Raw genomic sequence first — 23,625 nt, forward strand, 5'->3', positions numbered from 1 at the left:
CGCGCCTGTTGTGCCACCCCGGCCGCCTGCCGGCCACGACTCCCCCCGATCCGAAGGAGCTTCAGTGACCTCCGAAGCCGTTCCGGGCGCGCGGCCTGCCGACCGCCGCGCCGTGGACGTCTGGTTCGACCCCGCCTGTCCCTACACGTGGCTGACCTGCCGCTGGCTGACCGAGGCGGCCCGGGTACGCCCGTTGGACCTGCGGTGGCACCTGATGAGCCTGACGCTCCTCAACGAGGACCGGGACGACGATCCCGAGGGCGATCCCGAGGGGTACCTCATGGTGCCGGTGCGGATCGCCACGGCTGTTCTGCGCCACCACGGGCAGGACGCCCTGGCCCGCTTCCACGCCGCTCTGTGGGCCGACCGCCCCAACGGGGACGAGGGCACGCGGTGGATCAACGACCCGGCCGTCGCCCTGGCCGATGCCGAACTGCCCATCTCCCTGGTGGCGGCCGGCACCTCCACCGCGTACGACGAAGAGCTGCGGGCCTCGCACACCGGGGCCGTCGGGCTGCTCGGCCCGCGCACCGGCACCCCGGTGGTCGCCACCGGGGACCCGGCGGAACCGGACCGCGCGCCGGTGGCCTTCTTCGGGCCGGTCCTCTCCCGTGTGCCGAGCGGTGAGGCAGCCGGCCGGCTGTGGGACGGGACGCTGCTGGTGGCCGGTACCCCCGGTTTCCACGAGCTCAAGGGGACGCCCGCCGACCCGGACCCAGACGTCCTCGCGCTGGACAGCGCGACATGACCGAGACCGCGCGGGCGGGCTGCTGGGGCCTGCGGGGGCCGCCTGAGTGTCCTCCGGGGTCAGTAGTTGCCGAGGCCGCCACAGACGTTGAGTGCCTGGGCGGTGATGGGCGCGGCCGTGTCGGTGGTCAGATAGCCGACCAGGCCCGCGACCTCTTCGGGGGTGGTGTACCGGCCCAGCGGGATCTTCGCCTCGAACCGTTCGCGCACCGCCTCGGGGGTGGTGTCCCACACCGTCGCGTACCCCGCGCGGACCCGCTCCGCCATGGGCGTCTCCACGTATCCGGGGCAGACCGCGTTGACGGTGATGCCGGTCTTGGCCAGCTCCAGGCCCAGCGCCTTGGTGAAGCCGACCACTCCGTGCTTGGAGGCCGAGTACGGGGCGCCGAGCACGACACCCTGTTTGCCGCCGGTGGAGGCGATGTTGATGATCCGTCCCCGGCCGCGGTCCAGCATGCCCCCGGTGGTCAGAGCGGCCCGGGTCACCCGGAACACGCTGGTCAGATTGGTGTCGAGGACATCGAGCCACAGCTCGTCCGTCAACTCGCCGGTGGGACCTCCTCCGTTGCGCCCCGCGTTGTTCACGAGGACGTCGATCGGGCCGGACGCGTCGACGGCGGCCCGCACGAAGGCGTCCACCTGCTCGGTGGACCGCACGTCGCAGGCCTGTCCCTCGGCGTCCACGCCCTCCTCCCGCAGGAGTTTGACGGTCTCGGCGACCGCGTCGGTGTCGCGGGCACAGAGAAAGACCCGCAGTCCGCCGCGGCCCAGCGATCGGGCCACGGCGAGGCCGATCCCGCTGGTGGCGCCGGTGACGACGGCGAGCCGTGCTTCCGCTTCCGTGCCGGTCATGGTCCCTCCCGGACTCGTGACTTCGGATGTCGCTGTGCGGCCCGAGGGTGGCAACGAGCGCTCGACAGGTGCTGGACGCCGGGTTCAGGGCGGTTCGAGCCGTCCGAGAGGACGGCCCGGAAAGGTCGGCGGGTCCGTGCCCGCCGCACGACAGTTCAGCGGCACAGCGCGCGGCGGTGGCCGTATGACGGACGAAGGAGAAGAAGCGATGACCGTTTTGGTGACGGGTGCCACGGGGAACGTGGGCCGGCACGTGGTGGCGGGACTGCTGCGGGCCGGCGAGCGGGTGCGGGCGATGACCCGGTCGCCGCGGAGTGCCGCACTGCCCGCGGAGGTAGACGTGGTGCGCGGCGACCTGGCCGACGCGGCGAGCCTGGACGCGGCCCTCGCCGGCGTCGACAAGGCGTATCTCTTCCCGCTGCCCGGTACCGCGGAGGGGTTCACCGAACGGGCGGTGAAGGCCGGGGTGCGGCGGATCGTCGTGCTCTCCTCGGTGTCGGCCGAGTACGCGGACGGGGACTACAGCGGCGACCACCACACCGCGGTGGAACGGGCTGTGGAGGCGTCCGGGCTGGAGTGGACACACATCAGGTCCGGCGAGTTCATGGCCAACCTGCTGAGCTGGTGGGCCCCCACGATCCGGGCCGAGAACGCGGTCCGGGCCCCCTTCGGCGCGGTCCGCAGTACGCCCGTGCACGAGGCGGACATCGCCGATGTGGCGGTGGCCGCGCTGCTGGAGGAGCGGCATGTCGGAAAGGCGTTCTCCTTCGCCGGGCCGGAATCGCTGACCAAGCACGAACAGGTGCGTGTGCTGGGCGAGGTCCTCGGCCGCGCGGTCCGCTTCGAGGAACTGACGGTGGACGAGGCCCGCGCGCTGTGGCTGGGGCAGGGCATGCCGGTGGAGGCGGTGGACTGGCTCCTCCAGGACCCGGTCGACGTGCCGGTGGGGCCGACCGCCGAGCGGGTCACGGGGCGGCCCGGCCGTACCTTCGCCCAGTGGGTGGCCGACCACCGCGCGGACTTCTGAGGGACACCGCGACGACGCCGTCTCGTCCGGTGTTCAGCGTCGGTTGAGCCGGTCTCCAGGTGATCCGCCGACGGTGTTCGGGACCTGCTCCGCGGACCGATGGGATGCGCCGTCATGGTGGACACCGCACAGAACGCACTGATCCGACGACTGATCAGGGCCGGCACCAGCACCGACGACGAGATCGACGCCCTGCTCAAGGACGTCGGTCTGGCCGAGGTGGCGCGCGTCCTCATCGAGGAGGTGCTGTTCCGATGCCCGGAGCCGGCCAACACCGCCCCGGTCCACGTGGCCCTGGACGTCACCCACAGCGGGGAGCGGTACACCGTCGCGCTGCGCATGGTGCGCGACGAGCCGATCGCGATGGTCGAGGACGACTCCGCGCGGGTGCGCTCCCGGGTGGCGTTCACCGCCGCGGGACTGGTCCGCCGGCTCTTCGGGCCGGCGGACACCCCGCGCACCGGCGACTTCGAGAACACCTTCGTGCCCACGCCCGATGATCCCGGGCAGGTGTCGGAGCTCCTCGCCGAGATGAACACGGTGCTGCGCGCGGCGGCCCAGGCCACCGCCACCCTGATGGCCGGATGTACGAGCCGCTCCCCCGACCTGGGCGAGCTCTCGATCCGGTACGGCTCCGACAAGTGGGCGAGCTTCCACTGGTACACGGCCCACTACGAGCGTCACTTCGCCCCCTACCGGGACCGGCAGGTGCGGGTGCTGGAGATCGGGATCGGCGGGTTCGACGACGACCTCGGCGGCTCCTCGCTGAAGATGTGGAAGCGCTACTTCCCCCGGGGCACCGTCTTCGGTCTCGACCTCTACGACAAGACGGCGCTCACGGAACCCCGGCTGACGGCGCTGGTAGGCGACCAGAACGACCCTGAGTACCTGACCGTGATGGCCCGCGAGCACGGCCCGTTCGACCTCGTCATCGACGACGGCAGCCATATGAACGAGCACGTCCGCACCTCGTTCCGCACTCTCTTCCCGTATGTGCGCCCGGGCGGCCTCTATGTGATCGAGGACCTCCAGACCGCCTACTTCCCCGACTTCGGCGGCAGTACGGGCGGGGTCGCCGGGCCCGACACCTCGCTCGGGCTGGTCAAGGGGCTGATCGACGATCTGCACCACCGGGAGCACCGGGAGCCGTCCGTCACCCGGCCCACCCCGACGCAGAGCACGGTCACCGGGGTGCACGCGTACCACAACATCGTGTTCGTGGAGAAGGGGACCAACGGCGAGGACACCCTGCCCGGGTGGATGGACGCCGATGTGTGGACCGCCCTCGGCGCCAAGTGAGAGACAGGGATTCGACCATGCGCGTTCTGTTCACCGTGTCCTCCTGGCCCACGCAGTACGCGGCCATGGTGCCCCTGGGGTGGGCGTTCCAGGCGGCCGGCCACGAGGTACGGGTGCTGTGCGCCCCCTCGCAGTCGGCGGCGGTCGGCCGGGCCGGCCTGGTGCCCGTCCCGGTCCTGGCGGGAATGGAGGAGGTGCTGCGGCTGCGGCTGCAGTACCACGCGGAGGCGGTGACCGGCGTCTGGCCGTATCCGTGGCTTCCGCCGCACCCACTGACCGGCGAACGGATCGAGCGTCTCGACGCGTTCGACGCCGGGCACTTCGATACCGTGATCGCGCCGGAGCTGGCGGAGTCGGCCGCCCGGAGTTTCGACGCGGCCGTGGCGCACGCCCGGGAGTGGCAGCCGGATCTGGTCCTGCACGACCCCGGGAGCCTGGAGGGTCTACTGGCGGCCAAGGTGCTCAAGATCCCCTCGGCGCTGTGCCTTTGGGGGCCGGCGAGCCCGCACGATCCGGAGCACATGCGGATCGTGCCCACGGATCACAGCGGCTCGTTCACCCGGTACGGCCTGGGCACGTTCGATCTCACGATGATCGAGCGCGTGGTGGACCCCAACCCGCCGTCGCTGAAGGTCCCGGTCGAGGCCGAGCGGCTGCCCGTCCGCTATGTCCCCTACAACGGGGGCGGGCCCGCCCCCGCGTGGACGGCTCGGCCGCCGGAGGGTCCCCGGGTCGTCGTCACCTGGTCCACCGCCCTGTCCACGGTCTCCGGTCCCGACTCCTATCTGCTCCCCCGGATCGTCGCCGCCCTCGACGGCCTGGACTGCGAGGTGGTCCTCACCGCCACCGCGCGGGACGTGGCCGCGCTCGGCGCGGTGCCCGCCCGGGTCCGGGTGGCCGAGCATCTGCCGCTCGCGGCCGTGTTGCCGGGCTGTGCCGCCGTGGTGCACCACGGCGGCAGCGGCAGCTCCCTGACGGCGATGTGGGCGGGGGTGCCGCAGTTCATCGCGACCTTCGCCTCTGAGCAACAGATCACCGGCGAGCGGGTGGCCGCCACCGGGGCCGCCCTCCATGTCCCCGGACATCTCGCGGACGAGACGGCGATCCGGGCCGGGGTCGAGCGGCTGCTCGACGACAGCACCCACACGTCCTCGGCCGCACGCCTCCGCACCGAGATCGCGGAGACACCGACACCGGCCGCACTCGTCGATCGACTGGAGGCCCTGGCCACCGCCGACTGAGGGCGGGGCCTCGACGGGACCGGAGGTCGACCAGCCGATCGACAACTCGCCCCCACCCCGACCACACGCCTCCGCACCCAGACCACCGAAACACCCGACACCGGCCGCACTCCTCGCCGGACCGGAACTCTGGCGCCAAGCCCCTGGCAGGGCTCGGTGCGCGAGGGTCGAGTCCTGTGCGAGGGGCGCCCCGGATCCTGCCCGGCATGACCACGCGAACCGAAGAAATCGACCGTACGGGCCGGGCCGAGGCCGGCGCCGCGCGCGGGATCGTCATCACCGGCGGCGGCACCGGCATCGGACGGGCCACGGCCCACGCCTTCGCCCGGCAAGGAGACCACGTGCTCGTCGTCGGACGCACCGCGTCCACGCTGGCCGCGACCGCCGAGGGGCACCCCGGCATCCGCGTCCTGGTCGCCGACGTCACGGAGCCGGACGCGCCGGACCGGATCGTCGAGGCGGCCCTGAGCGCCCTGGGCCGACTCGACGTCCTGGTGAACAACGCGGCCGCGATGGGCTACCGGCCACTGGCCGCGCTGGACCGGGCGGAGGCCGAACGGCAGCTCCGCACCAACCTGTTGGCCCCCGTCCTGCTCACCCGGGCCGCCCTCGAACCCCTGGCGGAACGGTCCGGCACCGTGCTGAACATCGGCTCGTCCGGAGCTCTGGGCCTGCGGTCCTGGCCGGACAACGGGCTCTACGGCGCCGCCAAGGCCGCGCTGGACTTCCTCACCCGGACCTGGGCCGTCGAGTTGGCCCCGCGCGGCATCCGGGTGGTCGGGCTGGCCCCCGGGGTGACGGACATCTCCGGCGGTCCCGGGGAGGATGGCCCCGACCCGGGCTACGCGGGCTTCCTCAAGGAGATCGCCGGCCGGACGCCGAGCGGGCGGACCGGCCGCCCCGAGGAGATGGCCTGGTGGATCACCCAGCTCACCCGCCCCGAGGCCGCCTACGCCAACGGCATCGTGGTGGCGGTCGACGGCGGGCTCTCCCTCACCTGATCCGTCCCGCGACCCGGCCCAAACGCCCCGAGGAGCCTTGATGCGTGTCCTGTTCCAGCCCTTCGCCGCCGCCACCCACGTCGCCGCCCAGGTCCCGCTCGCCTGGGCGCTGCGCGTCGCCGGACACGAGGTGCGCGTCGCGACCCAGCCGGACGCGGTCGAGGACATCACCCGGGCCGGGCTCACGGCGGTGCCGGTCGGCGACCCGCTGCACGTCGCGGCCAAGATGAACCCGGACGACGCGCACCTGGTCGACGAACTGCGCGACGACGCCTGGCTGCGGGTGCTCGACCCCGGCGAGATCCGCCCCGAGCGGCTCACCCCCGAGTATCTGCACGGGGTCTTCGCCACGTGGACGCCGCTGGTGCACCGCAACACGGTGCCCGACCGGATGATCGACGACCTGGTCGAATTCGCCGCGGACTGGCGCCCGGACCTGGTCGTCTGGGACACGATGACGTACGCCGGTCCGGTCGCCGCCCGTGCCTGCGGTGCCGCGCACGCCCGGCTGATGTTCGGCCTCGACCTGGTCGGTCTGCTGCGCGAGCGCTACCGGGCCATCCTGGACCGGCTGCCGGCGGAGCTGCGCGACGACCCGCTGGAGGAGTGGCTGGGGCACGTCCTGGAGCGACACGGCCACAGCCAAGACCTCGGCTTTGACGAGGAGTTGGTGCTGGGCCAGTGGACCATCGACCCCGTCCCCACCTCGCTCTCCCTGCCGCTCGCCCACCCCCGGGTCCCGGTCCGCTACGTGCCGTACAACGGCCCCGCGACCGTACCCGCCGACCTGGACGACCCGCCGCAGCGGCGGCGGATCTGCCTGACCCTCGGCGTCTCCTTCCGTGAGGTGGTCGGCGAGGACCAGGCCTCCGTCGGCGAACTGCTCGCGGCCGTGGCCGATCTGGACGTGGAGGTGGTGGCCACACTCAACGCCGAGCAACTCGCCGCGCTGGGCCCGCTGCCGCCGAACGTGCGGGCCGTCGACTTCGTACCGCTCAACGAGCTGCTGCCGAGCTGCGGAGCGATCATCCACCACGGCGGAGCCGGCACCTTCCTGACCGCACTGGCCCACGGCGTGCCCCAGATCGTGGTCCCGGCCCGCATGTGGTGCAACACACCCCGGGCCGAGCGCGCCCGGGCGGCCGGGATCGCCCTGACCTGTCCGCCGGAGCAGCTCACGGCGGCCCGGCTGCGGGCGATGGTCACACGGGTGTTGGAGGACGGTTCCTTCGCCCGCAACGCGGCCCGCGTGCGCGCCGAGATGCTCGCCACGCCGACGCCGGGCGAGCTGGTCCCGACCCTGGAGCGGCTGACGGCCGCGCACCGCTCGGCCGCCCGGCGCGGGGGATCATGACATACCGTCGGGTCGAGACAACACGTTCTTCCCGCGGTCGAGGTGAACCCGTCTTGAGGACCCACATCCCCTATCTCCTGGCCGTGGCGAGCACGGTGGCCGCCCGCCGGGTGGACGAGCGGTTGCACGACTACGATCTGACGGTGCGTCAGTACGGGCTGCTCACCCAGCTCTCGCTCGAACCCGAGCTGACCATGGCGGAACTGGCCCGCCAACTCGGCATCGCCCGCCAGTCGGTGCACCAGTTGGTCAGCGAGCTGGTCGAGGCGGGACATGTCCGCCGGCGCCCCGGCGCCGACGACCGCTCGCGCCGACTGGAGATCACCGACACCGCGCGCTATCTGCTGACCCGGATCGACGGTCCGCTGGAGCAGGTGGAGACGGAGCTGCTCGGGGACCTCACGCCGGAGGAGGCCGAGACCCTGCGCCGGCTCCTGCAGCGCGTCCTGGCGCACGCGACCGACGACGAGGCGTGGCTGCCCGGCCGCTGACACCGGCTCGACGGTCAACGGCCCTACGACCACCGGGAGTCGAGGCCGGATCGAGATCCCGTCCCTAAAGTCACCGCCATGCGTGTGCTGTTCGTGACCCTGGCCGCCTCACCCCACCTCCACGTCCAGGTGCCGTTGGCCTGGGCCCTGCGTGCCGCCGGACACTCGGTGCGCGTCGCCAGTCAGCCCGATCTGGTGGACGCCATCACCGGGGCCGGGCTGCCCGCGACCCCGGTGGGCCCCCGGCTCGCCCAGGACGAGTCCGTCGAGAAGCTGCGGCGCCGGCAGGAGAAGGCGGCCGAGCGCCTGACGGAGCCGCCGGACGCGCAGGAACTGATGCGCATGGCGGAACACCGGCCGGAGCGGCTGACCCCCGACTTCCTGGACGGCCTGTTCACAGTGATGACCTCGGCCATCTTCCAGAACTTCACGGACGAGGAGACCGTGGACGACCTGGTGGCCCTGGCCCGGCGGTGGCGCCCCGACCTGGTCGTCTGGGACACCCTGATGATGGGCGGAGCCGTCGCCGCCCGGGCCTGTGGGGCGGCCCACGCCCGCCTGCTCTACGGCCTCGACCTGGTGGGCGCGATGCGGGAGCGGCACACGGCCTCGCTCGCCGCCCGGCCCCGGGAACTGCGCGAGGATCCCCTCGCCGAGTGGCTGGAGTGGACCTCGGCCCGTCACGGCGGCGCCTTCGACGAGGAGCTGGTGACCGGCCAGTGGACCATCGACCCCACCCCCGCCTCGTTGCGGCCGCCCACGGAACTGCCGTGGCTCTCCGTCCGGCACATCCCCTACAACGGACCGTCCGTGGTACCGAGTTGGCTGCGCGAACCGCCCGCCCGGCGCCGTGTCTGTCTCACCCTCGGTCTCTCCTTCCGCGAGGTGATGGGCGGTGACCAGGCGTCCGTCCCGGCCCTCCTGGAGGCGCTGGGCGAGCTGGACGCGGAGGTCGTGGCGACTCTGGACGCGGGGCAGTTGGCCGAGGTCGGCCGGGTCCCCGACAACGTGCGGGTGGTGGACTTCGTACCGCTGGACGCGCTGTTGCCCTCCTGCTCCGCCATCGTGCACCAGGGCGGATACGGCACCGCGCAGAACGCGCTGGTGCACGGTGTCCCCCAGGTGATCATCCCCAACGACCTCTGGGACATCCATCCCCGGGCGGAACTCATCGTGCGGTCGGGTGCGGGGCTGCGTCCGGCCGGACCGGGCCCCCTGGCTCCGGCGGAGTTGCGCGAGCTGGTGGCACGCGTCCTGGACGAGCCCTCGTTCGCACGAAGCGCGGCGCGCTTGCGGGCGGAGATCCGGGCCACGCCCTCCCCCGGCGAACTGGTCCCCGTACTGGAGGAGTTAACCGCTCGCCATCGGCAGGTCAGCTGATCCGCCCCATTGCCTCGGCCAGGGCCTCGCGCCAGGGCCGGGGCTCCGGGATGCCCAACTCGCGCCAACGGCCGTGCCCGAGCACGGTGTACCGGGGCCGGGGAGCTCGGCCGCCGAAGGCCGCGCCCGGGACAGGTCGCACCCTGTCGGGGTCTGCGCCCACCAACCGGAAGACCTCACGGGCCAGTTCATACCAGGTGGCCCGGCCCGCGTTGGTCGCGTGGAAGACCCCGTGCGCCTGCGGGGTGCGCCCCAAGGCGAGCAGGAGTCGTGCCACATCCGCCGCCCAGGTCGGCTGCCCCACCTGGTCGGCCACCACGTCCACGGGGCCCCGGCCGCGCGCCCGTTCGCGCATGGTGCACACGAAGCTGCGGCCGTGTTCGCCGTACAGCCAGGCCGTGCGGACCACGGTCCCCCGGTCCGGCAACAGGTCGAGGACGGCCCGTTCACCGGCTGACTTGCTCCGGCCGTAGGCGTTGCGGGGGCCCGTGGGATGGTCCTCGGGGTACGGGGAGCCGGCGTCGCCCGGGAAGACGTAGTCCGTGGAGAGGTGCAGCAGGCGGGTGCCCTGGTGGGCGCAGCGGGCGGCCAGGTGCCGGGGGGCTTCCGCGTTGAGGAGGAAGGCCAGTTCCTGCTCGGTCTCAGCCGCCTCCACGTCCGTGTAGGCGGCGCAGTTGACCACCACGTCGGGGCGGTGCCGGGTGAAGGCCGCGGCCAGCGCGTCGGGGGCGGTGACGTCCAGGGTGTGCCGGTCCAGGCCGACCGCGTCCGCGCCGTCGGCCGCCAGGGCCGCCGTCACCGCACGGCCGAGCAACCCGCCCGCACCGGTGACCAACCACCTCGTCGCGTCGGCAGGTCGGTCGTCAGGAGCCGGGAGATTCACGGGCACGACCCTGCCCGAGCCGGTTCGAGCATCCGACGAGGTCTCCTGGTGGCGGCCGGTCGTCGGCTCGATCCGTCGTCGACGGGTCGCCGACCGAGGCGCCCCAGACTCGGGCGCCGAGACCCCGAGCGTTGGAGGAACGATGGCGCTGTTCGCCGTCCTCGCCACCCAGTCCCCCACCGGAATCCCCGCCGAGGAGTTCCGCCGACGACTGCCCGAAGGCTTCGCGTACGTCAGGGAGTTGGTGGACAAGGGAGTCATCCGGCACAACTGGATCCGGGTCGGCGCCGCGGGCGGCCTGCTGATCTACGAGGTCGACTCGCACGAGGAACTGAACACCCTGTTGTACGGGAATCCGCTGAGCCCGCATCTGCGCTTCGAGGTGATCCCGCTGGCCGAGGTCGGCGGTTTCGACCCGACGGCCTTCGAGAAGCAGGCGGGTTGAGCCGACGCCGTCAGTCGGTCAGCACCGCCCGGGCGAGGCCGCGGTAGAAGGCCATCACCCCGGGTTCCTTCGGGGAGAGGTGACCGCGCTCGGCGAAGCGGGAGCCGACCACCCGTTGGACGGCCTCCATGCCGAGCCGGTCCTCCCGGTTGACCACCGCGGCGCTCTCCTCGTTCTGTACGCGGAGCGCGTCGCGGTCCTGCCCTTCGAGCGCGCTCGGGTGCACGAGCACTCCGCCGCGGACCTCGATGCGGTCGATGGCCAGCGGGATCATGCTGATCCAGACGACCGAGTCGCCGAAGGCCGCGAGGCTCCCGGAGGGGAAGACGGCGCAGTTGTACATGGTGGCGCGCTGTTCGGCGGTGAGCGGCAGCGCGGTGGCCGCGAGCGGCTCGCGGAACGGGCTGAGCAGTCGGGTCACCCAGCGGGATTCCGCGCGCACCTCCATGGCTCCGCCGGGCGGGGTGATGAGCGCCACCGTCGTGGGATGAAGCCCCATCGCGTGGTAGTTCTCGTGGGCGTTCTGGACCGCGATCTTCCAGTTGCACCGCCATTCCTCGCGCCACGCGGCGAGCGGTGTCATCTCCGGCAGCCGGTAGGCGTCGAGTTCCACGCCGATCCGCCGCAGGTGCGGGGCCAGCGGTTCGGCGGACGCGTCGCGGTTGACGAAGGCGAACCCCCGCCACTCCTCGACCGCCGGTGCCGGGCGGTGCGGGCCGAGCGCGGACCGCGCGCGCAGCGCACCGTCCGTGTCCCGGACCACCGTGAGGGGCTCGCCGGTGGGCGAGACGGTCACGGACGCGCCCGGCGCGGCCAGCTCCTCGACGTGGGCCGCCAGCACCCAGGACCGGCCGAAGACCCGTTCCCGTTCCGTCTCCCACAGTTCCGGTGAAGTGAAGGCGGCGGGGGGAAGGCTCATCTCCGGGGCGTCCGCCTCCAGGTACCGACCCAGCTCCGCCACGATCTCCGTGTGCGTCATGATGCTCGCCGTTCCTTTCCGTGCCGGCGCGTCAGCCGTTCGATCTCGGCCACGGCCTCGTTGGGTGTCGGCATCCCGGCGATCTCCCACCGCAGCCGCTGTGCGTGCTCCTGGAAGGACGGGGCCTCAAGGACGCGCGCGATCGCCCGGCGGAAGCGGTCGGCGGTGAACTCGCGGAGCGGGAGCGCCAATAGGTTGCCCTGCTTCTCGTAGGCCGTGCCCATGGACTCGGTGACCCACTCCCACCCCGTGAGCAGGAGCTGGGGGACGCCGTGGAACTCCGCCGTGGCCTTGGTCTGGTAGCCGCCGTGGTGCACGACCGCCGCGCAGGTCGGCAGCAGGTCGTGCATCGGGACGTGGTCCACCACCCGGACGGTGTCCGGCAGCGGTGGCAGGTGGGCGCGCTGACGCTCGGAGAGGGCGGCGACGACCTCCACGTCCGCGTCGGCCAGCGCGCCCAGCATGCCGGCGAGGATCGCGTCGAGGTCCCAGAGCCCGTAGCCGCTGTCGATGCTCACGCCCAGGGTGAGGCAGACCCGGGGCCGGGTGGGCGGCTCGCGCAGCCAACGGGGCACGACGGCCCTCCCGTTGTACGGGATGTAGCGGGCCGGTACGACGGGCAGGCCGAGGTCCTCGCGCAGGCTCGCCGGGCGGGTGTCGACGAGCCACTGGCCGGTGAGCGTCGACTCGTCGAACCGCGCCCGGGCGCCCAGGCGTTCCAGTGTCCAGTTCAGCCACTCCGCCGTCGGGTCCTCGCGGTGCTCCGGCGGCTGCTCGGCGGCCAGCCGGCGAAACGCCCGCCGGGTGCCCAGTTGCATGGCCAGTTCGGGTCCGGAGACCAGGCGGGCGTGGGCCGCGCCCACGGTGAGCGCCGCGATCGGACCGGCGAGGCACAGCGTCTCCCAGACGACCAGGTCGGGCCGCCAGTGCCGGGCGAAGGCCACCATCTCGTCGATCACCTGGTCCGAGTTCAGCCGGGAGTTGAGGGCGGGGACGATGACGCTCTCGTAGCCGAGCTGCTCCTCCCAGGTCTCCTCGCGGTCCGGGTCCCGGTCCTGGTCGGCGGTACCGAAGTGGGCGATGGCCTCCTTGTGGAACTCCTCCAGTCCCTCGTACCAGGACGGGCTCTCGATCGGCACCGCGGTGATACCGGCCCGGGTGACGGTCTCCACCACACCAGGGACACAGACGGCCCGCACCTCGTGCCCCGCGGTGCGCAGCGCCCAGGCAAGCGGGGCGAGCAGCTGGAAGTGGCTGCCCTCCAGCGAGGTGAACAGGACTCTCATCGCGCGCCTCCGCTCGTCGTCCCGGCGGCCATGGGCGCACGCGCCGGACCTCGGGTCAGCGGTGCCCTGGGCCGACGCACCAGGGGGGCGGTGGGTCGTACGTCGGTGCAGCGGTCCGCCAGGGCGGTGAGGAGGGACTCGGCCAGGGCGCGGTACAGGGGGGCGAGTACGCGGTGGGCGGGGACCTCCGCCGGTCCGGGGCCGCCCTGGAGGAGCACCGCGAGCCGTTCGCCGGTGGCGATCCGGGCGCCGGCGAGTTCCAGATCGGCGCGGGCCTCCAACGGGGCGATCCACGTGGGCGGTTCGGCGCGCAGGGCTGCCTCGACGGTCGGCCCGATCTCATCGGCCCGGACGGGGAGGCGCGCCCTCAGGACAGTTCGGGCCACGAGGTCGGCGCCGGTGCGGGCGGCGGTCACGACGGTCGCCGGGCCCGGGACGGTGTCGGGGAGGGACCGTAGCGAGTCGAGGGATCCGCGCATCTGCCGGGTGGCGTCGAGCCGTTGGGGGCACACCACCGCGTCCTGGGCGATCCCGCAGGCCGTGACGGCCTCGGTGAACCTGCCGTGTTCGGCCGCGGGGATCCCGCAGACCACGGCGAGCGCGCCCGCCGCCAGCGGCTCGGCCACCTCGGTGACGAGGTCGAACTCCGGCCCCGCCGCGTCGAGCACCCGGGCGCACAGGGGCTCGAGGTCCGGCACGTCCACGGCCGTCACAGGTGCCTCTCCCGGCAGGGTCGGGACGTGCTCGATCGCGGGGTGGGCGAGCAGGGCGGCGGCCGTGGCCGGGTCGGCCGTGACCCAGGACCCGGCAGCGGAGCGCCACAACGGCCCGGCGGCCCGGACGAGTTCGCGCAGCGGCCCCGGGTCCTCGTCGACGTCGCAGAGCAGAGCGGCGTAGGGGTCGCCCTTGAGCCGGTGCAGCCACAGCGTCCCGTGCTCGCGCTGCAGTCGTTCGCCCAGCTCCGCGAGGGCCGTGGTCACGGGGCGGCGGCGATCAGGGGGAACCGGTCGCCGTCGACGGGAGCGCCCGGTGTCAGGTGGGCCACCGGGTGGTCCTGCACTCCGGGACGGTAGGTGGCGTCGGAGTCCATGTAGACGGAGGCGAAGGCGAGTCGGCGTTCCCCGTCGGTGTTGACGCCCGCCATGTGCACGGTGCGGAAGTCGTGGAAGACCACGTCGCCGGCTCGCATCGGAACGGCCACCCGGGGGCGGAACGGGAACTCCGGCCAGACCTCCTCCATCGGCCGGTAATCCTGGAAACCGGCCAGATGGACCTGCCGGTGCTCCAGGGAGCGTCGGTGCGAACCGGGAACGTAGATCAGACAGCCCCGGTCGGCGGGTACGTCCACCAGGGGGACCCACGCCGTCAGCGTCCGGGTCAGGCCGGCCAGGGGCAGGCCCGGCTCGTCGTCGTGCACGACGGTGGGGAGATGGATGTGCGGGTCCTTCTTGAGCACGTCGGTGCCGTAGAGGCGCAGGGTTCCGCCGGCCAGTCGTTCGGCGACGCGGGTGACCACCGGGTGCAGGGCCAGCTCGCGCAGGGCGGGGTGCTTGCGCCAGGCCGCCTCCACGTAGTGGACCTGGGTCTCCTCCTCGGAGGCGCCCCAGATCTCCGGACCCTCACCGGCCAGGAGTTCTTCGGCGGCGGCCCGGAAGCCGGCCACCTCGTCGGCGGAGAGCACCGACCGGAGATGGACGAACCCCTGCTCTTGGAAGCGGCGGAGGATCTCCTCGGTGGGACGGCCGGTCTCCGTCAGATCGGCGGTTGTCAGCATGTGATCGTCTTTCCTCGTTGGGGTGGGCGGGCGTTCATCCGATGGATTCGACGAGTCGGCCGACCGTCTCGGCCGGGGCGGGCATCGCGAGCATTTCGGCCTGGACCCGTCGGGCGTTCTCCCGCAGGCCCGCGTCCTTGAGGAGGGTCCGGCACTCGGCCGCGCCGAGGGTCTCGAAGTCGGCCACGATGCCGATGCCGCGCGCGGGCAGCAGGTCGGCGCCCGTCTGCTGGTAGGAGCCGCGCGGGATGACGCACTGCGGGAGGCCGGCCGCGGCGGCGGTCAGCATGGTCCCGCTGCCGCCGTGGTGGACGACCGCGGCGCAGGTGTCAAGGAGCAGATCCAGCGGTGCCCAGTCGACCAGCCGGACATTGGGCGGGACCTCTCCCAGCAGTGCGGGGTCGCCGCCGCCGAGGGTGACCACGAACTCGGCGTCGAAGCCGCGGGCCGCCTCCATCAGCGGGCCGAGGATCGCGATGCCGCCCCACTGGGCCTCGATGGTGCCGAGGGTGACGGCGATGCGCGGCAGCCGGGGAGGCTCCGACAGCCAGTCCGGCAGCACGGCCCCGCCGTTGTAGGGCACGTACCGCAGGGGCCGGGCGTCGGGGGTGCGGCGATCCTCGGGGAGCAGGTCGGTGAGACTCGGCGGGAGCGTCGTGAGGGGAATCGTCCGCGGGGGTTCGCCGGTGACACCGCAGCGGGCCCAGTGGGGTTCCATGCCGGCCCGGAGCAGGCTCTTCAGGCGGGCCCCGCTGTCGTACGAGCCCAGGCGCGGTTCGATCAGGGACGTGCGTGACGCGGCGGCCACGAGCCGGCCTGCGGCCTGGAGGGGCGGGGCGACCACTAGGTCCGGGGGCCAGTCCCGGGCTGCCGCGAGGACGCCGTCCACCATGACGCCGGAGACCCTGGCGAAGAGCGTGGCCAGTTCGGCGTCCTCGGGGTCCTCGGCGAACATCGGGTGGTCGCCCGGACCGTCAGCCTCGGGCTCCTGGGGGAGGTAGACGGGCAGGTAGTCCAGGCCGGGGGTGACGTCCACGACGTCGAACCCGGCCTCGGCGGCGGCCAGGCTGAGCCCTCCGGTGGCGTACCGGACCCGGTGGCCCGCCGCGCGGAACGCCTGGGCGAGGGGAATGGTCGGGAAGAGGTGGCCGAGGCCCGGAGAGGTCACGAACAGGACGCGCATACTGCCTCCAGCCATGGGACGTCGGTGAGTTGTCGGGCGGTGTCGAACGCCGGTCGGCGCGAGCGTGCCGGCCGTCGCCGCGGTGCCGGCCTCACGGGGCGAGCCCGAGGAAGAGGCCCCGGCGCGAGTGCAGGCCCGGGATGTACTCCACGCCGAGTCCGGCGGCTCGGAAGGCGGTCTCGTACGTCGCCCTGCCGAACAGGGAGATCCGGTGGGACTCGGTGAAGTGCCTGGCCCCAGCGTGGGCGTCGGCCACCACGTAGTGCACGTCCATCCGGCATGCGGGCCCTTCGCGGGCGGAGTGGGAGACCCGGGCCACGGTCCGGCCCGCCGCCGTGGTTACGTCCGCCGAGACATGGCCGTCGAGGTAGGTCTCGGGAAACCACCAGGGGTCGACGGCCGCTACTCCCCCGGGGTTCAGATGCCGGGCGAAGGCGGCCAGGGTTGCGTGGAGTTCGGCCTCGTCGGTCGCGTAGCCGATGGACCCGAACATGCAGGTCACCACGTCGAAGCGGGCGTCGAGGCCGAAGGTGCGCATGTCGCCGACGTGGACGGGGACGTCCGGCAGCGCGCGACGCGCGGCGCGGACCATCGGCTCGGACAGCTCCAGCCCCTCGACGCGGTCGAAGAGCCCGGCGAAGTGCCGCAGATGGGCACCCGTGCCGCACGCCACGTCGAGCAGGGAACGCGCGTCGGGCCGCAACCGGCGTACGCGCCCGGTGAGTTCGCGGGCCTCGGCCCCGTAGTCCTTGCCGCGGCTCTCGTGGATCAGGTCGTGGATCTCGGTGAGGTCAGCGCCGTACATGGACGGATCGTCGGAGGGCGACCTTGAGGAATCGCCTACGCCGGGTGGAGCGGGCGCCGGCGCCGCGTCCATCGGGCGGCGACCGTTTCACCAGTGCGCGCGGCCACCCTCGGCCGGACCGGGGCGAATCCGGGCCGGACCGAACCGGAGCGAGGGAGGACCGAGGTGGACACCGAGGAGATCGTGGCGGAGTTGGAGCGGTATCTGGGGCCGGACGCGGCGGAGTTGAGCCTGCCACCGGCCGCGTTCACCTCGCCGGAACTGTGGGAGATCGAGCGGGAGCGGGTGTTCGGACGATCCTGGATCCTGGTTGCGCACGCGGACGAGCTCGCGGAGACCGGGTCGTACGTGGCGTTGTCGGTGGCGGGCGAGCCGGTGGTGGTGGTCCGGGACGAGGGCGGCACGCTGCGCGGTCTCTCGCCGGTGTGCCGGCACCGGTTGATGCCGGTGGTGGAGGAGGGCGCCGGCCGGACCGACGTGTTCACCTGCCCGTACCACCTGTGGCGTTACGGCCTGGACGGGCAGCTGATCGGCGCCACCCACATGAAGCGCAATCCGGCGTTCGATCCGTCCGCGTGCCGACTGCCGCGGTTCGCGGTGGAGGAGTGGCGAGGCTTCGTCTTCGTCAATCTGGACACCTCGGTCGAGCCCCTCGGCCCGCATCTGCGGCGGATCGACGAGAACCTCACCAACTACCGGCTGTCGGAACTGACTCAGGTCGCCGGCTGGACCGAGGAGTGGCACTGCAACTGGAAGATCGCGGTCGAGAACGCACACGAGAACTACCACGTCATGGGCCTCCACCCGGAGACCCTGCAACCGACCACGCCCGGCGGCGCGGAGACACGGGTCCGCGCGGACTCGCCGTGGGCCGACAGCATGCGGGTCCGGTACGCGACCCCGCTGGAACCAGTGGTCCTTGACCTGACCGAGGAGGAACGGTCCCACCTGTACGGCTTCTTCGTCTTCCCCTCCGGCAGCCTCGCCGCGTCCGGCGACATGGTCATCTGGCTCAGCCTGATCCCGTCGGCCATCGACCGCACCCTGGTCCGGGGCGGCGTGCTCATGCCGGCCGCCATGATCGAGGGTCAGGACCGTGAGGCCGTCCGCAAGGAGGCCGAGGCGTACGCAGCCCTGATCAACGGGGAGGACCAGCGGGGTCTTGAGGAGGTCCAGCGGGGTGCCGTCTCCCGCTTCGCCGAGCGGGGCCATCTCTCCCCCAAGGAACCCGGCGTCCTGCTCTTCTACCGGGGCCTGGCCCGCGCCCTGCTCCGCGAGGACGCCGAATGGCCCGGTGAGCTCTGATCCTCAGGGAGACAGGGGACCAGCGGGATACGTGTTCGTGTCGTCCCGGGTTAGCACTCCAGGGGTATACAACTCCAAGTAGATCTCTTCGTCCCACCGGCTTCACGGACCGCGCCTCAGCTCACAACGCCCACGGCTAATTCTGGCCTTGGTCTACTTCTGACCAAGATCCGGACCATACGCGGGCCAGAGTTCGATCACTCCTCCTACAGTCAAGCGTTTGTACAGGTCACCGGCGCGTGCGACCAGTACCACCAGCAGGGGAAGAAACCGCCGGCGCTCCCGGCATGAACTCGAGAATCCCCGCTTGGGGGCCACGGTGCGATCGCTGGGCTCCTCAGCCGAACTGCGCATCAGATCCCCTGACCAGTCGCACACCTCACACATCATCCAGAAGAGCGCCAGCTCGACACCGTGAACCGTACTCACACGGACCGGATCCAGAGCATGGACTTTCTCGGTCTCTGCGCGGACCGCATAGAGGCCTGAGCACCTCATGGTCGGTCCGTGACCGTCGGGCGTTCCGATCTTCACTCCTTCGGGTCAACCGTCCCCGTCCTTCGCGCACGGTGACGCCCCTGCGGGCATCTCCTCGGTGCGGGGTAGCTCGACGACCGACAGGAGGCGTCGAACGTGGCAGCACACAACGCTGTAGCCCGAGAATCACCGGACTCGTCGGCGGACCGCGGGCTCCTGACGCTGTGGGCCCACACTTCCAGCCTGCACTCTGTCCCCACTGACTGTCCGGACAGCAGTGGCCTGCGGTTTGCGTTCTACGGACGGGTCTCCACCGAGGACCACCAGGACCCAGCCACATCACGTGCCTGGCAACTGCTGGGCGCCCAGGCACTGGCCTCCGGACACGGACGGATCGTGGCCCAGTACTTCGACGTCGGCCGCAGCCGGACCCTGCCCTGGGCCCGCCGACCGCAGGCAGCCGCGCTACTCGCCGCGATGGCCGATCCGGACCGGGACTTCGACGCGGTCATCATCGGCTCCAGCGAACGCGCCTTCTACGGCAACCAGTTCGCCACCATGGCCCCACTCTTCGAGCACTACAGAGTGGAAATGTGGGTGCCCGAGCTGGGCGGCGCTGTCGACCCGCAGATCGCCGGCCAGGAGGAACTCATGATCCTCCTCGGCATCCTGTCCAAACGGGAGATCGCCCGCGCCCGTATCCGGGTACGCAGCGCGATGACCGTGCAGACCCGCGACCAGGGCCGCTACCTCGGCGGTCGGCCTCCATACGGCTACCGACTGGTCGACGCGGGGCCGCACCCCAACTGCGCCTTCGCCCGCCGCGGCGTCCGCATCCAGCGCTTGGACGTCGATCCGGAGTGCGGGCCCGTCGTGTGCTGGATCTTCGCCCAACGCCTCGCCCGGCACAGCGTCGCCCGCATCACCCGCGCCCTCAACGACGCCGGCATCCCCAGCCCCTCCGCAGCCGACCCAAGCCGCAACCCCCACCCCACCAACCAACGGTGGATCCTCACCACGGTGCGCACGATCCTGGCCAACCCCCGCTACACCGGCCACCAGGTCTGGAACCGGCAACGCACCGACCACGACCTCATCGACCCCGCCAACACCAGCCTCGGCCACCGCGACATCGTGCGCTGGAACACCCCTACCGACTGGGTCATCTCGACGAAACCGGCCCACCCAGCGCTGGTCGGCGAAGCCGACTTCATCACCGTCCAACACATCCGCGCCGACCGGCAGACAACAGCCAGACGGATCTACGCACTGGCGGGACTACTGCGCTGCGGCGTGTGCGGGCGCCGGATGGAATCCCACTGGTCCCACCGACCCGCCTACCGATGCCGGCACGGCCACTCCAGCGCCACGCCACCTATCCCCCGCCGGACACCCAACGCCTACGTCCGCGAAGACCACATCCTGCCCCACCTGCCCGCACTCCTCATCCGCCTCACCTAACACCAGGCCGAGGCCAACCTGAACGGACCGGCAGCCCCACCGTCACCGACGGCCGCCGTCGAGTACCTCCGCACCGAATCGATCTCCCTGACCTTCGACCCGACCCCCCGGACCCTGACCGCAGACACCCCACGAGGAGAAAGGATCGCCATCGGCTGACAGGCACCACGGCCCACACGCGCATGCACAAGCGCAGAGAAGGAGGAAGTCAGAAAGCTGCCGAAACGACAAAACACCCGCGCCCGGCCGGAAGCCGGAGGCGGGTGCCAGTCTGCCCTGCCCGCAAAACGGAGCTCAAGGGGCAATGGTGTGTCCGAGGGGGGACTTGAACCCCCACGCCCGTTAAAGGGCACTAGCACCTCAAGCTAGCGCGTCTGCCATTCCGCCACCCGGACCAGGTGTCTGCCGCCTGGCCGGGGATGTTCCCCGCGGCGACACGCACAACAATACCAAGGTTTCGGGGTGCCTTTCACCTGCATATCCGCCCCCGGACGAAGGCACGGCGGCTACGCCTGGTCCTCCGCCACCAGCGTCTGCAGGGCCCGGACCAGCACGGCCGCCGTCTCCTCCCCCAGTGGCGCGAGGAACCTGGCCTCGGCGGCTCGACGCGCCTTCTCCGCCTGCCGCAGGCACTCCGTTCCGTCGGAGGTCAGCTCGACGATGTTCTTGCGCCGGTCCCGCTGACTGCGCCGGCGCTCCACCAGGCCGTGGTCCTCCAGGCCGTCGATCAGGGACACCATCGTGGTGCGGTCGACGCCGAGCCGTCCGGCCGCCTCGACCTGGGAGAGCGGCTCGTCGCCGGAGAGCACCACCAGCACGGCCAGCTCGTGCCCGTCCACCCCGTGCGGGGCCAGCGCCTCGGCGGACGTCCGGGCGAACCTGGCCTGCGCGTGCTTGAGGAGGTATCCGAGCCGGGATTCGAGGGGTGCGGGTCTCGCCTCAATAGCCATACGCCGACTGTATCCGCGCCGTACTCCCGGCTGATCGTCAGCACTCCTGATGATTTAGTACGCTGACGAACATGACGAGAGTGCGCTACGGCATCAAGACCACCCCCATGCACGTGTCCTACGAGGACATCCGCCGCGTCTGGCTGGAGGCCGACGCGGTGCCGGAGATCGAGGACGCCTGGCTCTGGGACCACCTGCTGCCGGTCGCCGGACCGAAGGACGGACGGATACACGAGGGCTGGACCCTGCTGAGCGCGCTCGCCGCGCAGACTCGACGGCTGCGGCTCGGGTTGCTGGTGACGAGCAACCGGATCCGTCCCCCGGCCGTGCTGGGCAAGATGGCGTCCACCGTGGACGTGATCTCGGGCGGGCGGCTGATCATGGGCCTCGGGGCCGGGGGCACCCATCAGCCGCCGGGCGCGGGCGGGGTTCCCGGCGCGAATCCGGCGATCGAGGAGTACGACGCGTACGGGCTGACGCTGGTGCCGCCGGGCGAGGGCATCGCCCGCCTCGCCGAGACGGTCGAGATCCTGAAGCTGATGTGGACGAAGGACGTGTTCGACTACGCGGGCCGCCACTACCGGCTCAAGGGCACCCGGAACGAGCCCAAGCCCGTGCAGCGCCCCGGTCCCCCACTGCTGATCGGCGGCTGGGGCACCCGCCTGCTGCGGCTGGTCGCCGAGCACGCCGACATGTGGAACGTGCCCGGTCCGCCGCACAACACCGTGGAGTTCGTCGCCGAGCGCGCCCGCGTCCTGGACGCCCACTGCGCCGAACTCGGCCGCGACCCCGCCGAGATCACCCGGTCCGTGCAGGTCCTGGTGTCCTACGACGACCCGGCGGCGACGCGCGCCACGGTGCGTGCGCTCGTCGCCGCCGGCGTGAACCACGTCGTACTCAGTCTGCCCCGCCCCTATCCGCCGGGCGTGGCACGGTGGTTGGCCGACGAGGTGATCGCCGGGTGACGCCCCGGGGACGGGGAGCCACCCGGCCGTCGGTCAGGCCATGAGGTGGTAGTCCGGGAAGTTCCCGGGCAACCGCTCGTCGTCGGGGCCCTGCGTCACGGCGCGCACGAGGAGTTCGCCGCCGACGAACGCCCCGCTCCAGGACGCGCCGAAGCCGCCGAACAGTTCGTCCCGGTCGCCGCGGGAGCGGGGCTTGCCGTGGCCGACCTTGAACGCCCGGATCTGCGGCGCCAGTCGGTCGAAGGTGGCCCGGTCGTCCGTGGACAGCGTGGCCACCAGCGCGCCGTTGGAGGCGTTCATCGCGGCCAGCAGCTCCGCCTCGGTGTCGACCAGGACGATGGTGTCGACCGGGCCGAAGGGTTCCGCGTGGTGCAACGGCGAGGACGGCGGCGGGTTGAGGAGCGTGACGGGGTGGACGTACGCCGAGGTGTCCTGGCCGGGCAGGAGGCGGGCGTCGGCCTCGCGGCCGCGGTGCAGCGGGACGGCGCCGCGGTCGATGGCCTCGGCGACCTGGTCGCGCAGTTCCTTGGCCTTGGCCGCGTTGATCACCGGCCCGAAGTCCAGCTCCGGGTACGGGTCGTCGGGCTTCTCGACGGCGAGCGGGTGGCCGACCCTGAGCGTGCGGACCGCCGGGAGGTACGCCGCCAGGAACTCGTCGAACAGCTGCCGTTGGACGACGAAGCGCGGGTACGCCGTGCAGCGCTGTTTGCCGTAGTCGAAGAGCTTGGGAACGACGGCTGTGAGCGCGTCCCAGTCCGAGTAGTTCCAGATTCCCCAGGTGTTGAGTCCCTCCTGTTCGAGGACATGTCGCTTGCCGAGGTCGGCGACGGCCGTGGCCACCGCGGCGCCGGTGTCGCGGCCACCGACGAAGGAGACGCAGCCGATCTCGGGCGCCCGCACGAGCGCCTGGGACAGCTCGCCTCCGCTGCCGCTGACGAGGGTGGCGGGAATCCCCTCGCGGGCGGCCAGCGCCGAGGCCAGGGTGAGACAGGCGACGCCGCCGTCGGTCGGGGTCTTGGCGATCACCGCGTTGCCTGCCAGTGCCTGTACCAGCATTGCGTGAACGAGCACGCTCATCGGGTAGTTCCAGCTCGCGATGTTGGACACCGGGCCGTCCAGCGGGGCCCGTCCGTCGAGCATCGGCTCGATGCCGTCGACGTACCAGCGCACGCCGTCGATGGCGCGGTCGACGTCGGCCTGGGCCAGTCGCCAGGGCTTGCCGATCTCCCACACCAGCAGCAGGGCGAGAAGTTCGCGGTGTTCGGTGAGGGCGTCGAGGGTGGCGGCGACCCTGGCTCGGCGTTCGTCGAGGGGGATGTGCCGCCAGGCGCGGTGCTGGTCGAGGGAGGCGCGTACGGCCTGGTGGGCGGTGTCCCGGTCCAGGCGGGGCGGGCCGGCGATGGGGCTGCCGTCGACGGGGCTGGTGGCGGACAGGGCCCGGCCGTCGGCCCGCCAGGCGGAACCCCAGAGGTTGAGGACGCGGTCGTCCTGGAAGGCCTCCGGGGCGACGGTGAGGCAGCGCCGCCAAGCGTCACTCCAGGAGGTGCCCGCCTTGAGGGTCAGGTGGGGATGGATGGGGACGGGGGTGAGGGTTGTTGCCATGCTTCTGCTCCGCTCTCGGTGCACAGTCGGGGCGGGGTGAGGCAGGAACTGTCTTGCGTGCGGCAGGAACTGCCGTACAGATGAAGCTAGTTGCGCTCCAAGGAGCGCGACAGTCACG

Annotated in this window: 22 protein-coding genes and 1 tRNA gene; 12 read left to right on the forward strand and 11 right to left on the reverse strand. The window is 72.1% G+C overall.

The window, feature by feature from the left end; all coding sequences use genetic code 11:
- Positions 1–64 precede the first annotated feature (64 nt).
- Complete coding sequence (locus M2283_RS02205; protein WP_280874199.1) at positions 65–748, forward strand: DsbA family protein; 684 nt, start codon at positions 65–67, stop codon at positions 746–748.
- Between the two features lie 59 nt (positions 749–807).
- Here the strand turns inward: M2283_RS02205 and fabG are convergent, their stop codons facing one another.
- Positions 808–1,599: a 3-oxoacyl-ACP reductase FabG gene (gene fabG / locus M2283_RS02210; RefSeq protein ID WP_280874200.1), complete on the reverse strand. Its 792-nt coding sequence runs from the start codon at positions 1,597–1,599 to the stop codon at positions 808–810.
- Positions 1,600–1,807: 208 nt separating this feature from the next.
- On the opposite strand from fabG, the gene M2283_RS02215 reads away from it, so the two are divergent.
- The 7 genes from M2283_RS02215 to M2283_RS02245 all read left to right on the forward strand — a co-directional run bounded on the left by M2283_RS02215 (position 1,808) and on the right by M2283_RS02245 (position 9,392).
- The gene (locus tag M2283_RS02215; protein ID WP_280874201.1) at positions 1,808–2,626 is read left to right on the forward strand and encodes an NAD(P)H-binding protein; all 819 of its coding nucleotides are present in this window, start codon (positions 1,808–1,810) and stop codon (positions 2,624–2,626) included.
- A 114-nt stretch (positions 2,627–2,740) separates the two neighbouring features.
- Positions 2,741–3,925, forward strand: coding sequence for a class I SAM-dependent methyltransferase (locus M2283_RS02220; RefSeq protein ID WP_280874202.1), 1,185 nt, complete (start codon positions 2,741–2,743; stop codon positions 3,923–3,925).
- Between the two features lie 17 nt (positions 3,926–3,942).
- Positions 3,943–5,166, forward strand: coding sequence for a nucleotide disphospho-sugar-binding domain-containing protein (locus tag M2283_RS02225; protein WP_280874203.1), 1,224 nt, complete (start codon positions 3,943–3,945; stop codon positions 5,164–5,166).
- A 206-nt stretch (positions 5,167–5,372) separates the two neighbouring features.
- Positions 5,373–6,167 (forward strand): SDR family NAD(P)-dependent oxidoreductase, encoded by a 795-nt coding sequence (locus tag M2283_RS02230; protein ID WP_280874204.1) that lies wholly within the window; start codon positions 5,373–5,375, stop codon positions 6,165–6,167.
- A gap of 40 nt (positions 6,168–6,207) precedes the next feature.
- Complete coding sequence (locus M2283_RS02235) at positions 6,208–7,521, forward strand: activator-dependent family glycosyltransferase (RefSeq protein ID WP_280874205.1); 1,314 nt, start codon at positions 6,208–6,210, stop codon at positions 7,519–7,521.
- A gap of 53 nt (positions 7,522–7,574) precedes the next feature.
- A complete protein-coding gene (locus M2283_RS02240) occupies positions 7,575–8,012 on the forward strand; it encodes a MarR family winged helix-turn-helix transcriptional regulator (RefSeq protein ID WP_280874206.1) in 438 nt (145 codons plus the stop codon).
- 78 nt (positions 8,013–8,090) lie between these two features.
- Complete coding sequence (locus M2283_RS02245; RefSeq protein WP_280874207.1) at positions 8,091–9,392, forward strand: activator-dependent family glycosyltransferase; 1,302 nt, start codon at positions 8,091–8,093, stop codon at positions 9,390–9,392.
- On the opposite strand, the gene rfbD is transcribed toward M2283_RS02245, so the two are convergent.
- Positions 9,385–10,275 (reverse strand): dTDP-4-dehydrorhamnose reductase, encoded by an 891-nt coding sequence (rfbD, locus tag M2283_RS02250; RefSeq protein ID WP_280874208.1) that lies wholly within the window; start codon positions 10,273–10,275, stop codon positions 9,385–9,387. The two genes, M2283_RS02245 and rfbD, sit on opposite strands and share 8 nt — an antisense overlap.
- Positions 10,276–10,417: 142 nt before the next feature.
- Here rfbD and M2283_RS02255 point away from each other — a divergent pair, with 142 nt between their 5' ends.
- Entirely contained in the window at positions 10,418–10,720 is a 303-nt protein-coding gene (locus M2283_RS02255) for a muconolactone Delta-isomerase family protein (protein WP_280874209.1), read from the forward strand.
- 10 nt (positions 10,721–10,730) lie between these two features.
- On the opposite strand, the gene M2283_RS02260 is transcribed toward M2283_RS02255, so the two are convergent.
- The 6 genes from M2283_RS02260 to M2283_RS02285 all read right to left on the reverse strand — a co-directional run bounded on the left by M2283_RS02260 (position 10,731) and on the right by M2283_RS02285 (position 16,747).
- The gene (locus M2283_RS02260) at positions 10,731–11,699 is read right to left on the reverse strand and encodes an SRPBCC family protein (protein ID WP_280874210.1); all 969 of its coding nucleotides are present in this window, start codon (positions 11,697–11,699) and stop codon (positions 10,731–10,733) included.
- Positions 11,696–12,985, reverse strand: coding sequence for an activator-dependent family glycosyltransferase (locus tag M2283_RS02265; RefSeq protein ID WP_280874211.1), 1,290 nt, complete (start codon positions 12,983–12,985; stop codon positions 11,696–11,698). Before M2283_RS02265 ends, M2283_RS02260 begins: the two co-directional genes overlap by 4 nt.
- Entirely contained in the window at positions 12,982–13,965 is a 984-nt protein-coding gene (locus M2283_RS02270; protein WP_280874212.1) for a hypothetical protein, read from the reverse strand. Before M2283_RS02270 ends, M2283_RS02265 begins: the two co-directional genes overlap by 4 nt.
- Complete coding sequence (locus M2283_RS02275) at positions 13,962–14,759, reverse strand: phytanoyl-CoA dioxygenase family protein (protein WP_280874213.1); 798 nt, start codon at positions 14,757–14,759, stop codon at positions 13,962–13,964. The genes M2283_RS02270 and M2283_RS02275 overlap by 4 nt, the downstream gene beginning before the upstream one ends.
- A gap of 34 nt (positions 14,760–14,793) precedes the next feature.
- A complete protein-coding gene (locus M2283_RS02280; RefSeq protein WP_280874214.1) occupies positions 14,794–15,957 on the reverse strand; it encodes a nucleotide disphospho-sugar-binding domain-containing protein in 1,164 nt (387 codons plus the stop codon).
- A 76-nt stretch (positions 15,958–16,033) separates the two neighbouring features.
- Positions 16,034–16,747 carry a methyltransferase domain-containing protein gene (locus M2283_RS02285; RefSeq protein ID WP_280874215.1) on the reverse strand — a complete coding sequence of 238 codons (714 nt, stop codon included), beginning with the start codon at positions 16,745–16,747 and terminating at the stop codon, positions 16,034–16,036.
- A gap of 165 nt (positions 16,748–16,912) precedes the next feature.
- Here M2283_RS02285 and M2283_RS02290 point away from each other — a divergent pair, with 165 nt between their 5' ends.
- Both M2283_RS02290 and M2283_RS02295 read left to right on the forward strand, forming a co-directional pair.
- Positions 16,913–18,052: an aromatic ring-hydroxylating oxygenase subunit alpha gene (locus M2283_RS02290; RefSeq protein WP_280874216.1), complete on the forward strand. Its 1,140-nt coding sequence runs from the start codon at positions 16,913–16,915 to the stop codon at positions 18,050–18,052.
- A gap of 633 nt (positions 18,053–18,685) precedes the next feature.
- On the forward strand, positions 18,686–19,990 hold the full coding sequence (locus M2283_RS02295; RefSeq protein WP_280874217.1) for a recombinase family protein: 1,305 nt from the start codon (positions 18,686–18,688) through the stop codon (positions 19,988–19,990).
- A gap of 310 nt (positions 19,991–20,300) precedes the next feature.
- Here the strand turns inward: M2283_RS02295 and M2283_RS02300 are convergent.
- Positions 20,301–20,385, reverse strand: a tRNA-Leu gene (locus M2283_RS02300).
- Positions 20,386–20,496: 111 nt separating this feature from the next.
- The gene (locus M2283_RS02305) at positions 20,497–20,940 is read right to left on the reverse strand and encodes a MarR family winged helix-turn-helix transcriptional regulator (RefSeq protein WP_280874218.1); all 444 of its coding nucleotides are present in this window, start codon (positions 20,938–20,940) and stop codon (positions 20,497–20,499) included.
- A 71-nt stretch (positions 20,941–21,011) separates the two neighbouring features.
- Here M2283_RS02305 and M2283_RS02310 point away from each other — a divergent pair, with 71 nt between their 5' ends.
- Positions 21,012–21,905, forward strand: a complete 894-nt coding sequence (locus tag M2283_RS02310) for an LLM class flavin-dependent oxidoreductase (protein WP_280874219.1) — start codon at positions 21,012–21,014, stop codon at positions 21,903–21,905.
- Between the two features lie 33 nt (positions 21,906–21,938).
- Here M2283_RS02310 and M2283_RS02315 read toward each other — a convergent pair whose 3' ends face one another.
- Positions 21,939–23,507: an aldehyde dehydrogenase family protein gene (locus M2283_RS02315; protein ID WP_280874220.1), complete on the reverse strand. Its 1,569-nt coding sequence runs from the start codon at positions 23,505–23,507 to the stop codon at positions 21,939–21,941.
- Between the last annotated feature and the right edge of the window lie 118 nt (positions 23,508–23,625).

The sequence above is a fragment of the Streptomyces pseudovenezuelae genome (genome assembly GCF_029892565.1).
GTDB lineage: Bacteria > Actinomycetota > Actinomycetes > Streptomycetales > Streptomycetaceae > Streptomyces > Streptomyces pseudovenezuelae_A.

What these genes read in the sequence shown, in the direction of transcription:
- fabG (WP_280874200.1), bottom strand. Translation starts at nt 1,599, where the DNA reads ATGACCGGCACGGAAGCGGAAGCACGGCTCGCCGTCGTCACCGGCGCC.
- M2283_RS02215 (WP_280874201.1), top strand. Translation starts at nt 1,808, where the DNA reads ATGACCGTTTTGGTGACGGGTGCCACGGGGAACGTGGGCCGGCACGTG.
- M2283_RS02220 (WP_280874202.1), top strand. Translation starts at nt 2,741, where the DNA reads ATGGTGGACACCGCACAGAACGCACTGATCCGACGACTGATCAGGGCC.
- M2283_RS02225 (WP_280874203.1), top strand. Translation starts at nt 3,943, where the DNA reads ATGCGCGTTCTGTTCACCGTGTCCTCCTGGCCCACGCAGTACGCGGCC.
- M2283_RS02230 (WP_280874204.1), top strand. Translation starts at nt 5,373, where the DNA reads ATGACCACGCGAACCGAAGAAATCGACCGTACGGGCCGGGCCGAGGCC.
- M2283_RS02235 (WP_280874205.1), top strand. Translation starts at nt 6,208, where the DNA reads ATGCGTGTCCTGTTCCAGCCCTTCGCCGCCGCCACCCACGTCGCCGCC.
- M2283_RS02245 (WP_280874207.1), top strand. Translation starts at nt 8,091, where the DNA reads ATGCGTGTGCTGTTCGTGACCCTGGCCGCCTCACCCCACCTCCACGTC.
- M2283_RS02255 (WP_280874209.1), top strand. Translation starts at nt 10,418, where the DNA reads ATGGCGCTGTTCGCCGTCCTCGCCACCCAGTCCCCCACCGGAATCCCC.
- M2283_RS02260 (WP_280874210.1), bottom strand. Translation starts at nt 11,699, where the DNA reads ATGACGCACACGGAGATCGTGGCGGAGCTGGGTCGGTACCTGGAGGCG.
- M2283_RS02265 (WP_280874211.1), bottom strand. Translation starts at nt 12,985, where the DNA reads ATGAGAGTCCTGTTCACCTCGCTGGAGGGCAGCCACTTCCAGCTGCTC.
- M2283_RS02275 (WP_280874213.1), bottom strand. Translation starts at nt 14,759, where the DNA reads ATGCTGACAACCGCCGATCTGACGGAGACCGGCCGTCCCACCGAGGAG.
- M2283_RS02280 (WP_280874214.1), bottom strand. Translation starts at nt 15,957, where the DNA reads ATGGCTGGAGGCAGTATGCGCGTCCTGTTCGTGACCTCTCCGGGCCTC.
- M2283_RS02285 (WP_280874215.1), bottom strand. Translation starts at nt 16,747, where the DNA reads ATGTACGGCGCTGACCTCACCGAGATCCACGACCTGATCCACGAGAGC.
- M2283_RS02305 (WP_280874218.1), bottom strand. Translation starts at nt 20,940, where the DNA reads ATGGCTATTGAGGCGAGACCCGCACCCCTCGAATCCCGGCTCGGATAC.
- M2283_RS02310 (WP_280874219.1), top strand. Translation starts at nt 21,012, where the DNA reads ATGACGAGAGTGCGCTACGGCATCAAGACCACCCCCATGCACGTGTCC.
- M2283_RS02315 (WP_280874220.1), bottom strand. Translation starts at nt 23,507, where the DNA reads ATGGCAACAACCCTCACCCCCGTCCCCATCCATCCCCACCTGACCCTC.